This window comes from Sphingomonas sp. CFBP 13706 (genome assembly GCF_014842355.1).
GTDB lineage: Bacteria > Pseudomonadota > Alphaproteobacteria > Sphingomonadales > Sphingomonadaceae > Sphingomonas > Sphingomonas aerolata.
In genome coordinates, this window is record NZ_JACYVM010000007.1 from 98,549 (window position 1) to 110,942 (window position 12,394).

Consider the following 12,394-nt stretch of genomic DNA (forward strand, 5'->3'; position numbering starts at 1 on the left):
GCTAGGGGCGCTCGCCATAGGCCTTGCGCTGAGCCGCGGTAGCGCGGTCCCACCAGGCGCGGGCGAGCAGATCCGCGATCCGCTCGCCCGCGCCGGTGCCGTAGCGGACCAGCACCGCCGGCCAGCCGTCATAATGATCGGTCTGCCAGAAGGTCGCGGGGTCGGTGTCGAGCAGGATCTGCTTCTCGTCGAGACCGATATGGAGCACGAAGCTGCCGGGATCGGGCGCGGTGGTGGAGGCGAGCGTCTTGCCGCGGAACCTGAGTGCGGGCCGGCCGTAGCTGGTGCCCGGCTCGACACCCGGCAGCGTGCATCCGATCGCTACGACGGCGTTCCAGTCCTGCAGCATGTCGCCCTGTCTCCCCCTGTCTGCCCGCGCCCGCAGGCTCATGCTATCGCATTGATCGCACGGCGTTGCACGTGGCCGGTGCGAATGCGGCAACCGGGCAAAACTCCCTCTCGCCAATGCCGTTGAAATTTTATAACAAGGCCGCGAAGAGCGATCCGGCGCGTACGCCGCCGGGCGATGGAGATGGAGTGACGATGGCCAGCGAGCACCCTCGCGCCGATTCGCAGCCGCTGCGCAATCTACCCGGATTGACGCTGCATGTGCCCGAACCGAAGTTTCGACCCGGCGATCCGGTCGATTTCGCCGAAGTCGACGTGCCGCCCGCGGGGCAGGCGCGGCGCCCCGATACCGCGGACAAGGCGAGCGATTTCACTGATCTCGCCTATACGCTGGTCCGCGTTCTCGACGACGAGGGCAACGCAGTCGGGCCATGGGATCCCAAGCTTTCGCCCGATATGCTGCGCCGTATGCTGCGCAGCATGGCGCTGCTCCGTGCGTTCGACGAACGCATGTTCCGCGCGCAGCGGCAGGGCAAGACGAGCTTCTACATGAAGGCGCTGGGCGAGGAGGCGGTCGCGGTCGCGGCGGCCTATGCGCTCGATTACGAGGACATGTGCTTCCCCTCCTATCGCCAGCAGGGGCTGCTGATCGCACGGGGCTGGAGCCTCGTCGACATGATGAACCAGATCTATTCGAACACCGCGGACAGGCTGGGCGGCAAGCAGCTGCCGATCATGTATTCGGTGAAAGAAGCCGGGTTCTTCTCGATCTCGGGCAACCTCACGACCCAGTATCCGCAAGCCGTGGGCTGGGCGATGGCGTCGGCGGCGAAGGGCGACACGCGGATCGCGGCGACCTGGTGCGGCGAGGGATCGACCGCGGAGGGCGACTTCCATTCGGCGTGCACCTTTGCGGCGGTCTACCGCGCACCGGTGATCTTCAACGTGGTCAACAACCAGTGGGCGATTTCGAGCTTCTCCGGGTTCGCCGGCGCGGAGGCGACGACCTTTGCGGCGCGCGCGGTCGGCTATGGCATTGCCGGGCTTCGGGTCGACGGTAACGACGCGCTGGCGGTGTACGCCGCGACTTTATGGGCCGCCGAGCGGGCGCGGACCAATCAGGGGCCGACGCTGATCGAGCATTTCACCTATCGTGCGGAGGGGCATTCGACCTCGGACGATCCGGGCCAGTATCGCAGCGAGGGCGAGCCCAATGCGTGGCCGCTCGGCGATCCGATCAAGCGCCTCAAGGACCATCTGATCGCGATCGGCGAATGGGACGATGAGCGCCACGCCGCGCAGGACAAGGAGCTCGCCGAGCAGGTGAAGGCCGCGCAGAAGGAGGCCGAGAAGAACGGTATCCTCGGCCACGGGCTGCACCAGCCGCTCGAATCGCTGTTCGACGGCGTGTTCGAGGAACTGCCCTGGCATCTGAAGGAGCAGCGTCAGCAGATGCTCGATGAAGAGGCGGCAAGCGGCCGTCCATGGGATCGCAAGGCATGAGCGACATGATCGAGGCACCCGGGTCCGACGCAGCGGACGGCGGCGAGACCAGCCGGATGAACATGATCCAGGCGATCAATTCCGCGATGGACATCATGATGACGCGTGATCCCGACGTGATCGTGATGGGCGAGGATGTCGGCTATTTCGGCGGCGTGTTCCGCGCGACCGCGGGGTTGCAGGCCAAGCACGGCAAGACGCGCGTGTTCGACACGCCGATCACCGAATGCGGGATCATCGGCGTCGCGGTGGGGATGGGCGCCTACGGCCTGCGTCCCGTCCCCGAGATCCAGTTCGCGGACTACATCTATCCCGCGCTCGACCAGCTGGTGTCGGAAGCCGCCCGGCTGCGCTATCGCTCGGCGGGCGAGTTCACCTCGCCGATCACGGTGCGATCGCCGTTCGGCGGCGGCATCTTCGGCGGGCAGACGCACAGCCAGTCGCCCGAGGGGCTCTTCACGCACATGTCGGGGATCAAGACGGTCATTCCGTCGACGCCCTATGATGCGAAGGGCCTGCTGATCGCGGCGATCGAGGACAATGACCCGACGCTCTTCTTCGAGCCCAAGCGCATCTATAACGGGCCGTTCGACGGCTATTGGGATCGGCCGTCGCAGAACTGGTCGAAGCATCCGGCCGGTGAAGTGCCGACCGGGTACTACAAGATCGAGCTCGGCAAGGCGAAGATCGTCCGGGCGGGCGAGGCGCTGACGATCCTCGCCTACGGCACGATGGTGCATGTCTGCGCGGCGGTGATCGCCGAGACGGGGATCGACGCGGAGATCGTCGACCTGCGCACGCTCGTTCCGCTCGACATCGAGACGATCGAGGCGTCGGTGAAGAAGACCGGGCGCTGCATGATCGTCCACGAGGCGACGCGGACCAGCGGGTTCGGCGCCGAACTGTCGGCGCTGGTGCAGGAGCGGTGTTTCTACCATCTCGAGGCACCGATCGAACGCGTGACGGGGTTCGACACGCCCTACCCGCACAGCCTGGAATGGGCCTATTTCCCGGGGCCGGTCCGTATCACCGAGGCCCTCAAGAAGATCATGAAGGACGCATAATGATGCGTTCACCCACCCCCGTTCGCTTCGAGCGCAGTCGAGAAGCCTTCGGAATCCCTCACACAAGTTTCTCGACTTCGCTCGAAACGAACGGAATTTTCTGATGGCTCGCTTTACCTTCAAACTGCCGGATATCGGCGAGGGCATCTCGGAGGCCGAGATCGTCGCATGGCACGTCGCGATCGGCGACCGCGTCGAGGAGGATTCGCCGGTCGCGGACATGATGACCGACAAGGCGACGGTCGAGATGGAGTCGCCCGTGTCGGGCGTCGTCGTCGAGCTGGCGGGCGAGGTCGGGGATCAGGTGTCGATCGGGGCCGCGCTGGTGGTGATCGAGACGGATGCGGTCGACGCCGGGGGCGAGGTCGTGGCGGCGCCGTTGACGGCGGCGCAGGCGGAGACGGCGGAGCAGTATGAGGCGGAGAATCCGGGGGTCGAGGAGGTGGTCGATACGCCGCTACCACTTCCACTCGGTTCCCCGGCGAAGGCCGGGGCCCAGGTGGGGGCGGCAGATGACGAGCCTCGGCCTCCCATTACTGCGGACGTTCCAACTGGGCCCCGGCCTGCGCCGGGGAACGAGTCGGAGCCGAAGGCGCATGCGCTGGCGTCGCCGGCGGTGCGGGCGCGGGCGCGGGATCTGGGGATTGATCTGGCGTCGGTGAAGACCGAGTCCGACCGGGTCCGTCATGCCGATCTCGACGCGTATCTGCGGTATGGCGCGGGGCAGGGCTATCAGGCGCCGGGGGCGAGCCGGGCGCGCGCGGACCAGCCGATCAAGGTCATCGGCATGCGGCGCAAGATCGCCGAGAACATGGCCGCGTCGAAGCGCGCGATCCCGCATTTCACCTATGTCGACGAGATCGACGTCACCGCGCTGGAAGCGATGCGTGCGGATCTGAACGCCAATCGTGGCGGGCGGCCCAAGCTGACGATGCTGCCGCTGATGATCGTCGCGATCTGCAAGACGATTCCTGACTTCCCGATGCTCAACGCGCGCTATGACGACGAGGCGGGCGTGGTGACGCGGCACGGGGCGATCCATCTGGGCATGGCGGCGCAGACCGATGCGGGGCTGACCGTCCCCGTGATCCGCGATGCGCAGGACCGCAACGTCTGGCAGCTCGCGACCGAGATCACGCGGCTTGCCGAGGCGGCGCGCGCGGGCAAGCTCGCGCCGAACGAGATGGGTGGCGGCACGATTACCGTCACCTCGCTCGGGCCGCTCGGCGGGATCGCGACGACGCCGGTGATCAACCGGCCCGAGGTCGCGATCATCGGGCCGAACAAGATCGTCGAACGCCCGGTGTTTAAGGGCGACGAGGTGGTTCGTGCGAAGCTGATGAACCTGTCGATCAGCTGCGACCATCGCGTCGTCGATGGCTGGGATGCGGCGAGCTTCGTCCAGGGGCTGAAAAAGTATCTCGAGACGCCGGTCCTGCTGTTCGCGGACTGAGGTTCAGCGCGGCCGTGGCGGGGTGGGGCGGGTCTTCAACAGCCATGGTCGCGGGCCGCTGGTCGGGCGGGGCGTGCCGTCGAGCCGCTTCGCGCTGATCAGCGCGACGCGGTTGAGGATCATCTGGCCCTTGAACGCGTCGAGCCCGCCGCCGGTCGGCTTGGCGAGGATGCGGCGGACCGTGTCCATGCCGCCGACGACATGGCCGAAGGCCGCATAGCCGAGATAGCCCGGGCGCGCGTCCATCGCGGGGGTCGGGCCCACGGTGATGAAGAAATTGCCGCCTGCCGAGCCGGGCTCGCTGCCGCGCGCCATCGAGATCGTCGCGTCGAGATGGCGGATGCCGGTCTGCGTCGTCGTCTCGAGCGGAAAGGCGGGCAGGATGCGCCGCGCATCGGTGCGGATGCCGCCCTGGATGAAGCCGAATTTCGGCGCCTTCTTGCCGCGCGCGGCGCGGTAGAAATCGGTGCCGTCGAAGCGGCCGTCATCGACATAGGCGAGGAAGTTCGCGCTGGTCTTGGGCGCGCGGCGCGTGTCGAGCGCGAGCGTGATCGGGCCTTCGGACGTGGTGAGGCGGACGCGGACGGTGCCGGGTTTCGCGGGGGTGGGTTTCTGGGGGGCGGCGGCGGCCGGGGCGGCCAGCAGGGCTAGGGCCGGGAGGAGGAAACGCATGTACGGGGCACGACCTTTGTCATTCGGGGCCTTCGCCGGGTCGGCGATCGCGGACAGGCTGAGCCTCTATACCCGCCGTCATCCTGACGAAAGTCAGGATCCAGAGCCAGGAGCGCTGTGGCCGGTTACCCTGGATCCTGACTTTCGGCAGGATGACAGGAGGGGGCGGGGTGGATGGTGCGGAGCGACGGGAGGGTGCGTCATCCCTCCCGCCCCCGTCGCGTCAGACGATCTCGAACAGGCCGGCGGCGCCCATGCCGCCCGCGGTGCACATCGAGACCACGACATAGCGGACGCCGCGCTTGCGGCCCTCGATCAGTGCGTGGCCGACGAGGCGCGAGCCGGTCATGCCGAAGGGGTGGCCGACCGCGATCGCGCCGCCATTGACGTTGTACTTCTCCGGATCGATGCCGAGATGGTCGCGGCAATAGAGGCATTGCGACGCGAACGCCTCGTTCAGCTCCCACAGGCCGATGTCCGCGACGGTCAGCCCGGCGCGGTCGAGCAGTTTGGGGATCGCGAAGACCGGGCCGATGCCCATTTCGGCGGGGTCGCAGCCCGCGGACTGGAAGCCGCGATAGATACCGAGGATCTCCTTGCCCTCGGCCTCCGCGGTCCGGCGGTCCATCAGCAGCTGCCCGGACGCGCCGTCGGAGAGCTGGCTGGCATTGCCCGCGGTGACGCTGGTCCCCGGGCTGGAGAAATCGCCGCCCGGCCAGACCGTCTTGAGCCCGGCGAGCGCCTCGGCGGTGGTGCCCGCGCGGATCCCCTCGTCCTGGGTCAGCGTGACGTGCTCGCTGCCGGTGCGCGCGCCCTGCTTGTCGAACAGCGCCTTCTCGACGGTGATCGGGACGATCTCCTCCGCGAACGCGCCGCTCGCGAGGCCGGCGGCGGCGCGCTGCTGGCTCATCGCGGCATAGGCATCCTGCGCCTCGCGGCTGATGCCGTATTTGCGCGCGACGATCTCGGCGGTCTCGATCATCGGGATATAGGCGGCGGGCTCGCGCGCGGTGACACTCTGGTTGACGTAGCGCGGCGCGTCCTTCGTCACGGTGTAGCTGATCGATTCCATCCCGCCCGCCAGCGCGACATCGGCCTCGTCGCAGATGATCGTGCGCGCGGCGAGTGCGACCGCGGTCAGCCCCGAGCCGCATTTGCGGTCGAGCGTGACCGCGGGAACCGATTCGGGCAGGCCACCGGCGAAGAGCGCCATGCGCCCGGCATTGCCGCCCTGAGTCCCCCATTGGTTGCCGACCCCCCAGAACACCTCGTCGATGCGCGCGGGATCGATCCCGGCGCGCTCGACCACCGCGTTCATGACGTGCCCGCCGAGCACCGGTGCCTCGGTCGCGTTGAACGCGCCGCGATAGGCTTTGCCGATGGCGGTACGGGCAGTCGAGACGATGGCGGCTTCACGCATGCTTGGACCTTTCGAGGACCGGGTATGGTCAAGCCTCGTCTAGGGATTCGGTCCGGCGTTGGAAAGGGCCCGACGGGCGAGGCGCGCCTGCCAGAGCATCAGCAGCGGCACGACGAGGATCTCCATGCCGAGCCCCAGCACATGTCCGCGCGACGGCATGCCGACATCGATCAGCGAGACGAGCCGCGCGAGGCCGCCGACCACGATCAGCCCGCCGAGCAGCCGGAAGCGCGGGCCCTTTGTCTCGATATGCGGAATGCAGCTGAGAAAGCCGAGCCCGGTCGCGAAGAAGATGCCCGAAATATAGCGGAAATGGCTGTCGAGATCGCGGGGCACGTCGGCGAGGTGGCCGAACGGGGCTGGGCCGTGGACGATCCCCTGACCGCCGACGAGCAGCGGCAGGAGGCAGGCGATCGCGACGACGCCCTGCAGCAGGCGGTGTTCGAGCGTCATGTCAACTTGTCGAGCAGTTCGGGGTTGTCGAGCAGTTCGGGGCGGATGCGGAAGGCGACCAGCGAGATCCGCACCTCGATCATGAAGCTGGCAAAGGCGGCGATCAGCAGGATCATCGCGAGGATGAACGAGACCGCGACATAGGTCCCGAAGTGCAGCTTGGCGAGTTCGGCGATGAACAGCAGCGCGATGACGATACAGGTCATGATCGCGCTCGACACCGCGAGGAAGAGCGAGGCGTTGATGATCGTCATCCGCCGGTCGAGCAGCCGCAACTCCCAGATATGGCGGATGCGTTCGGGCCCCGCGCTGCTGGGATGGAGCTTTTCGAGCTGGCGGGCGCGGTCGATCACGCGCGAGAGGCGACCGGCGAGCACGTTGAGCAGCTGGCCGATGCCCGCGAGCATGAAGACGGGCGCAAGCGACAGCTGGATCGTCTGCGCGATCGTCGAAACGGCGGGAAGCGGTATCATCCTGATCACCATGCGGAATAACCGCGCCGGAGGGAAGCCAATCCCGCCCCCGCCCTGAAGCCCCGCGGCGACGGGTGCGATCCTGCACTACCTGGTAAGGGATTGCTGCTAGGGGGCGTGCGATGTCGAAACCGATGCTCCTGTCCGACCGCGTGCCGGTGCCACCGAGCGTGCAGGCAAGCGTGGTCGAGGGCCTGAGCATCGCGATCGACGCGGTCGCCGCGCGCGCGGCGCCGAGCCACCGGTTCCTGCGCTATGGCTGGTATGCGGCTGCGCTGAGCGCCTACGGCGGCCGCGCGAAGACGCTGGTGGTCGAGGAGGACGGCGTCGCGGCGATCGCGCTGCCGTTCGTCGCGCTCGGCCCGGCGTGGCTGCGGCTGGCGACGGTGCCGGGCTGCTACTGGCCGTTCCGCAGTTTCGGCATGGCGATGGGCGCGAGCGAGGCGGCACGCGCGGCGGCGCTGCGCGGGCTATCCGCGCAGTGCAACGGCCTGCGGATCGGGCCGGTCCAGGACGGCGATCCGGCGGCGGACGCGCTGATCGCGAGCGCGCGGGCGGCGGGATGGTGCGCGATCGACCGGCACCTCGGCGACGCCTGGGTGCTCGACCTCGCGCCGAGCGTCGATGGCGAGCGCTGGCCGCGCAACTCGACGCTGCGCAAGAACCGGTTTCACGAAAAGCATCTGGCCGAGCATGGCGCGCTCGACTGGCAGGCGCTGGCGGGGGCGGACTGGCCGGCGCGGTTCGCCGATCTGGGCGCGGTCGAGCAGACGAGCTGGGTCGCGCAGGAGACCGATCGCCGCGACATGAAGTTCACGACCGACGGCCATCTCGCCTTCTGGCAGGCGGCGGCGGTCGACCCGGTGCTGGCAGGGATGTTCCGCGCGGCGCTGCTCCGCGTCGACGGCGTGCCCGCCGCCTTCTCGTTCGACATCGACACGGGGGCGCTGATCTACGCGATCGCCAACAGCTACGACCCGCGTTTCGCCAAGCATTCGCCGGGCAAGCTGCTCTACTGGCGCAACCTGGTCGCGGCGATGGCGCGCGGCGCGACCAGGGTCGACTGGGGCGCGGGCGACAGCGGCTACAAGCGGGTGATCGGCGCGGCGGAGGGCGCACCGATCCGCGACTGGCTGTTGCTCAGGCCCGGGCTGCCCGCGCTCGCCGGTCGCGCGCTGGCCGGCTGGTGGCGGCGCAGCGGCGGGCGCTAGTCGCGGATATAGCGGAAATACCAGACCTCATGGCCCTGGCGCCGGGCTTTCCGCTCATAGCGCGTCTCGGGCCAGTCGTCGGGGCGGGTCAGGAAGTCCTGCGGTACGCGCGCCTGCCAGGTGAAGTCGCGGCGCTGGTCCATGATCATCATCGACCAGCGGCAATAGGTCGGATCGTCGGTGCCGAGCCGGAATTCGGCGCCGGGCTTCAGCTTGGCGGCGATCGTGTCGAGCGGGCCGTGATTGACCATGCGGCGCTTGGCGTGGCGCGCCTTGCGCCAGGGATCGGGGTGGAGGAGGTAGAGCCGGTCGAGGCTGGCATCGGGCAGCCGCTCGATCACCTCGAGCGCGTCGCCCATATAGAGCCGGACATTGGTCAGCCCGCCGTCGCGGATATGGCCGAGCGCGCCGACGACGCCGTTGAGGAACGGTTCGCAGCCGATGAAGCCGACATCCGGATTGGCCGATGCTTGGCCGGCGAGATGTTCGCCCGCGCCGAAGCCGATCTCGACATGCAGCGGACGGTCGTCGCCGAACAGGGTCGCGGCGTCGACGATCCCCGTCTCGGGAACCGACAGACGCGGAAGCATCTCCTCGACGAGCGCGGACTGGCCCTGGCGAAGCTTGTGGCCCTGGCGACGGCCATAGAGGCGGCGAATGGTGGCGGGATCGTTCATCGCCGCGCGCTTTAGCGGTCGATTGCGCGGGAGCAAAGCACGTAGCGGTCCGTTACAAGGCCGTAATGGCCGAAAACAGCACCACCACGTCGGACACCGGGTCCGCACCCGAGGGGCCCGAGCAGGACGTCGAGGAACTCAAGGCGGCGGACGCGGGCGATCTCCACCGCGCGGTACGCGAGGCGGGCGAGGACGAACTCGCGCGGCCCGGGGTCTCGCTGTTCTTCTCCGCGCTCGCGGCGGGACTGGCGATCACCGCGTCGCTGGTCGCCGAGGGTGCGCTCCACGCCGCGCTGCCCGATACGCCGTGGCGCGAGCTGGTCGTGTCGCTCGGCTATCCGGCGGGGTTCCTGGTCGTCATTCTCGGGCGGATGCAGTTGTTCACCGAAAGCACGATCAGCGCGATGCTGCCGCTGGTGACCAAGCCGTCGCGCTGGGCGCTGCGGCGGACGTTGCGGCTGTGGGGCATCGTGCTGGGCGCCAACCTGCTCGGCACCGCGCTGACCGCGGCGGCGATCGCGGGCGGTGTGCTCGGCGGGGCGGAGCTGCGCGAAGCGATGATCGCGGTGTCGATGCGGATCACCGAGCTTGGTGCCTGGGCGACGTTCGTCAACGCGATCCCGGCGGGGTTTATGATCGCGATCCTCGCCTGGTCGCTGCCCAATGCGCGCGGCGAGGCGTTCATGGTGATCTTCGCGGTGACCTATGTGGTGGCGATCGGCGGGTTCAGCCACTCGATCGTCGGATCGGACGAGGCGTTCCTGCTGCTGTTCACTGGGCATGTCGACCTGGTCCGGACCTTTGCCGGGCTGTTGCTGCCGGCGATCATGGGGAATCTCGTCGGTGGCGCGGGGGTGTTCGCGTTGCTGGCGCATGCGCAGGTGCGCGGCGAAATGCGACAGAAGGACTGATGATGACGGGCAAGAGCAAGAGTGCGGCGGCCAAGATCGCCGAGGCCGACCGCAAGGCGACCTACAAGCTGGCCGAACACCGCGACGCGCCGGTGGTGAAGGCGACCGGCTTCCTCGCCGAGGTTGCCGACCAGCCGCAGCTGATCGCGACGTCGATCGGCACGCTGGTGATCGGGCTGGTCGCGCGGCGGCCCGACCTGATCCGCGGCGGCGCGCGGATGCTCGCCTCGCATCTGGCGGCGACCGCGGCGAAATCGGTGATCAAGCATTCGGTTGACCGGACGCGGCCGGGCCATGCGCTCGACACCGGCAAGGCGCGGTTCGAGACGGGCGACAGCCAGGACCACAAGCAGACGTCCTTCCCGTCGGGCCATACCGCGGGCGCGGTCGCGGTCGCGCGTGCGGCGTCGCGCGATATCGACGGCGCGGCGATGCCGTCGGCGCTGGCGACGGTCGCGGTGGCGGCGGCGCAACCGGTCAACGGCAAGCATTATCTGTCCGACCTGGTCGTCGGCGCGGCGGTCGGCTGGATCGCCGAGGCGGCGGTCAGCGCGCTGTTCGACCGCGTCGCGCCGGTCGTCGAGCATGTTACTGAAAACAGGGAAAGATCCGCGGATCACGACCCCGCGACGGTACCGAACGGGGTCGAGGGAACCGTTTCGTCAGCGTGACGGTTTGGTTGGCCTCACAAGAGGGATTTATACATGAAGACCATTGCTACCGCGCTCATGCTCGCAACGCTGACCATTCCGCTCGCAGCCTGTGGCGGCAAGGGTGACGACAAGCTGGGCAGCCAGGTCGAGGGCGCCGCGGAGAACCGCGCCGACGCGCTCGAGGCGGCTGCCGACAATCTCGAGGATCGCGCCGAGGCGGTTCGCGATCAGGGCGAGAAGCAGGGCGAGGCGGTCGACGACGCGGACGTGAACGCCGCCGCGATGTCGGAGGAGCAGAAGGCGGCCCTCGTCAACGGCAGCGCCGCGCTGCGCTAAGTACAATGATGCCGTCCCCGCCGATTCGGGCGGGGGCGGTATCGTCGGCGGCGCCTGGGGCCGACCGACGATGTTGGGGGGATGCATGATGATCAACCGGCGCCGGCTCGAAACGGGCGGATTCCTGATATTCCTGGTGGTGATCACGATCGCGCTCGTCGTGGTCGTCTGGTCGTACGCCCTGGCGCTGCTATGGGCCGCGCTTGCCGCGATCCTGTTCCAGCCGCTGTTCCAGCGTCTGCTCGAGCGGATGCCGACGCGTCGCAACACCGCCGCTGCACTGACGCTGCTGATCATCCTGTTCGCGGTCGTCGTGCCGAGCATGATCATCGGCGGGATGATCGTCGACCAGGCGGGCACGGTCTATACCCGCATCCAGAATGGCGAGATCAATTTCGCCGCCTATTTCAACCAGGTGCATGATGCGTTGCCGACGCGTCTGCAGACGCTGCTCGACAAGGCCGGGTTCGATTCGATCGAGCGGATCCAGGCGCGGCTGTCGCAGACGATGGGCAACAGCGTGCGGACGATCGCCAGCCAGGCGCTGTCGATCGGGCGCAACGCCGCCGCCTTCCTGCTCGCCTTCGGTATCGCGCTGTACGTTATGTTCTTCCTGCTGCGTGACGGCGAGACGATCGGGCCAAAGATCTGCGACGCGCTGCCGCTCGAGCGGTCGGTCACCGCCGCGCTGGTCGACAAGTTCGTGTCGGTCGTGCGCGCGACGATCAAGGGCACGGTGATCGTCGCATTGGTCCAGGGCGGGCTGGGTGCGGCGACCTTCTGGATCGTCGGGCTGCCCGCGGCCCTGCTCTGGGGCCTGCTGATGGCGCTGACCTCGCTGCTGCCCGCGCTCGGGCCGGCGATCGTGTGGGTTCCGGTCGCGGTCTATCTGCTGGCGACCACCGCGATCTGGCAGGGGCTGGTGGTGATCATCTCGGGCGTCGTCGTGATCGGCATGGCGGACAATATCCTGCGACCGATCCTGGTCGGGCGCGACACGGGGATTCCCGATTTCGTCGTGCTGGTCACGACGCTGGGCGGGATCGAGCTGATCGGCCTGAGCGGCATCGTCGTCGGGCCGATGGTCGCGGCGCTGTTCCTGGCGTCGTGGCAGATCCTGACCGAGCAGCGGCATCGGCAGCGCGCGAGCGCGCCGATGGTCGGCGACGCGGCGGGGATCGACCGGTCGGCACCCGGCTGATTGCTCTCGATCCGGCGTA

The 12,394-nt window shown here is 68.3% G+C and carries 14 protein-coding genes; 8 read left to right on the forward strand and 6 right to left on the reverse strand.

Translation table 11 applies throughout. From position 1 onward, the window contains the following. Position 1: 1 nt before the first annotated feature. Entirely contained in the window at positions 2–391 is a 390-nt protein-coding gene (locus IFS44_RS14080) for an MmcQ/YjbR family DNA-binding protein (protein WP_244650320.1), read from the reverse strand. Positions 392–543: 152 nt separating this feature from the next. Between IFS44_RS14080 and IFS44_RS14085 the strand changes: the two genes are divergently transcribed. The 3 genes from IFS44_RS14085 (at position 544) to IFS44_RS14095 (ending at position 4,368) form a co-directional block, all read left to right on the forward strand. Then, positions 544–1,851, forward strand: coding sequence for a thiamine pyrophosphate-dependent enzyme (locus IFS44_RS14085; protein ID WP_192098891.1), 1,308 nt, complete (start codon positions 544–546; stop codon positions 1,849–1,851). 56 nt (positions 1,852–1,907) lie between these two features. Then, a complete protein-coding gene (locus IFS44_RS14090) occupies positions 1,908–2,915 on the forward strand; it encodes an alpha-ketoacid dehydrogenase subunit beta (protein WP_031394420.1) in 1,008 nt (335 codons plus the stop codon). A 103-nt stretch (positions 2,916–3,018) separates the two neighbouring features. Then, a complete protein-coding gene (locus IFS44_RS14095; protein WP_192098892.1) occupies positions 3,019–4,368 on the forward strand; it encodes a dihydrolipoamide acetyltransferase family protein in 1,350 nt (449 codons plus the stop codon). Positions 4,369–4,371: 3 nt separating this feature from the next. Here the strand turns inward: IFS44_RS14095 and IFS44_RS14100 are convergent, their stop codons facing one another. The 4 genes from IFS44_RS14100 to IFS44_RS14115 all read right to left on the reverse strand — a co-directional run bounded on the left by IFS44_RS14100 (position 4,372) and on the right by IFS44_RS14115 (position 7,386). Further along, a complete protein-coding gene (locus tag IFS44_RS14100; RefSeq protein ID WP_192098893.1) occupies positions 4,372–5,040 on the reverse strand; it encodes a peptidylprolyl isomerase in 669 nt (222 codons plus the stop codon). A gap of 223 nt (positions 5,041–5,263) precedes the next feature. Then, positions 5,264–6,460, reverse strand: a complete 1,197-nt coding sequence (locus IFS44_RS14105) for a thiolase family protein (protein ID WP_192098894.1) — start codon at positions 6,458–6,460, stop codon at positions 5,264–5,266. A gap of 39 nt (positions 6,461–6,499) precedes the next feature. Then, positions 6,500–6,913, reverse strand: coding sequence for a DUF4345 domain-containing protein (locus IFS44_RS14110; protein WP_056679477.1), 414 nt, complete (start codon positions 6,911–6,913; stop codon positions 6,500–6,502). After that, the gene (locus IFS44_RS14115; RefSeq protein WP_031440529.1) at positions 6,910–7,386 is read right to left on the reverse strand and encodes a DUF2721 domain-containing protein; all 477 of its coding nucleotides are present in this window, start codon (positions 7,384–7,386) and stop codon (positions 6,910–6,912) included. Before IFS44_RS14115 ends, IFS44_RS14110 begins: the two co-directional genes overlap by 4 nt. A gap of 122 nt (positions 7,387–7,508) precedes the next feature. On the opposite strand from IFS44_RS14115, the gene IFS44_RS14120 reads away from it, so the two are divergent. Further along, the gene (locus tag IFS44_RS14120; protein ID WP_192098895.1) at positions 7,509–8,597 is read left to right on the forward strand and encodes a GNAT family N-acetyltransferase; all 1,089 of its coding nucleotides are present in this window, start codon (positions 7,509–7,511) and stop codon (positions 8,595–8,597) included. Here IFS44_RS14120 and trmB read toward each other — a convergent pair. Beyond that, on the reverse strand, positions 8,594–9,274 hold the full coding sequence (gene trmB / locus IFS44_RS14125) for a tRNA (guanosine(46)-N7)-methyltransferase TrmB (RefSeq protein ID WP_192098896.1): 681 nt from the start codon (positions 9,272–9,274) through the stop codon (positions 8,594–8,596). The two genes, IFS44_RS14120 and trmB, sit on opposite strands and share 4 nt — an antisense overlap. Positions 9,275–9,339: 65 nt before the next feature. On the opposite strand from trmB, the gene IFS44_RS14130 reads away from it, so the two are divergent. The 4 genes from IFS44_RS14130 (at position 9,340) to IFS44_RS14145 (ending at position 12,375) form a co-directional block, all read left to right on the forward strand. Continuing rightward, a complete protein-coding gene (locus IFS44_RS14130; RefSeq protein WP_107931909.1) occupies positions 9,340–10,185 on the forward strand; it encodes a formate/nitrite transporter family protein in 846 nt (281 codons plus the stop codon). A gap of 2 nt (positions 10,186–10,187) precedes the next feature. Continuing rightward, positions 10,188–10,856 carry a phosphatase PAP2 family protein gene (locus IFS44_RS14135; protein ID WP_192098897.1) on the forward strand — a complete coding sequence of 223 codons (669 nt, stop codon included), beginning with the start codon at positions 10,188–10,190 and terminating at the stop codon, positions 10,854–10,856. A 33-nt stretch (positions 10,857–10,889) separates the two neighbouring features. Next, positions 10,890–11,174, forward strand: a complete 285-nt coding sequence (locus tag IFS44_RS14140) for a hypothetical protein (protein WP_192098898.1) — start codon at positions 10,890–10,892, stop codon at positions 11,172–11,174. Positions 11,175–11,262: 88 nt separating this feature from the next. Beyond that, the gene (locus IFS44_RS14145) at positions 11,263–12,375 is read left to right on the forward strand and encodes an AI-2E family transporter (protein WP_192098899.1); all 1,113 of its coding nucleotides are present in this window, start codon (positions 11,263–11,265) and stop codon (positions 12,373–12,375) included. The last annotated feature ends 19 nt before the right edge of the window (positions 12,376–12,394 follow it).

What these genes read in the sequence shown, in the direction of transcription:
- IFS44_RS14135 (WP_192098897.1), top strand. Translation starts at nt 10,188, where the DNA reads ATGACGGGCAAGAGCAAGAGTGCGGCGGCCAAGATCGCCGAGGCCGAC.
- IFS44_RS14115 (WP_031440529.1), bottom strand. Translation starts at nt 7,386, where the DNA reads ATGATACCGCTTCCCGCCGTTTCGACGATCGCGCAGACGATCCAGCTG.
- IFS44_RS14100 (WP_192098893.1), bottom strand. Translation starts at nt 5,040, where the DNA reads ATGCGTTTCCTCCTCCCGGCCCTAGCCCTGCTGGCCGCCCCGGCCGCC.
- IFS44_RS14080 (WP_244650320.1), bottom strand. Translation starts at nt 391, where the DNA reads ATGAGCCTGCGGGCGCGGGCAGACAGGGGGAGACAGGGCGACATGCTG.
- IFS44_RS14140 (WP_192098898.1), top strand. Translation starts at nt 10,890, where the DNA reads ATGAAGACCATTGCTACCGCGCTCATGCTCGCAACGCTGACCATTCCG.
- IFS44_RS14085 (WP_192098891.1), top strand. Translation starts at nt 544, where the DNA reads ATGGCCAGCGAGCACCCTCGCGCCGATTCGCAGCCGCTGCGCAATCTA.
- IFS44_RS14090 (WP_031394420.1), top strand. Translation starts at nt 1,908, where the DNA reads ATGAACATGATCCAGGCGATCAATTCCGCGATGGACATCATGATGACG.
- IFS44_RS14120 (WP_192098895.1), top strand. Translation starts at nt 7,509, where the DNA reads ATGTCGAAACCGATGCTCCTGTCCGACCGCGTGCCGGTGCCACCGAGC.
- IFS44_RS14110 (WP_056679477.1), bottom strand. Translation starts at nt 6,913, where the DNA reads ATGACGCTCGAACACCGCCTGCTGCAGGGCGTCGTCGCGATCGCCTGC.
- IFS44_RS14105 (WP_192098894.1), bottom strand. Translation starts at nt 6,460, where the DNA reads ATGCGTGAAGCCGCCATCGTCTCGACTGCCCGTACCGCCATCGGCAAA.
- IFS44_RS14130 (WP_107931909.1), top strand. Translation starts at nt 9,340, where the DNA reads ATGGCCGAAAACAGCACCACCACGTCGGACACCGGGTCCGCACCCGAG.
- IFS44_RS14145 (WP_192098899.1), top strand. Translation starts at nt 11,263, where the DNA reads ATGATCAACCGGCGCCGGCTCGAAACGGGCGGATTCCTGATATTCCTG.
- trmB (WP_192098896.1), bottom strand. Translation starts at nt 9,274, where the DNA reads ATGAACGATCCCGCCACCATTCGCCGCCTCTATGGCCGTCGCCAGGGC.
- IFS44_RS14095 (WP_192098892.1), top strand. Translation starts at nt 3,019, where the DNA reads ATGGCTCGCTTTACCTTCAAACTGCCGGATATCGGCGAGGGCATCTCG.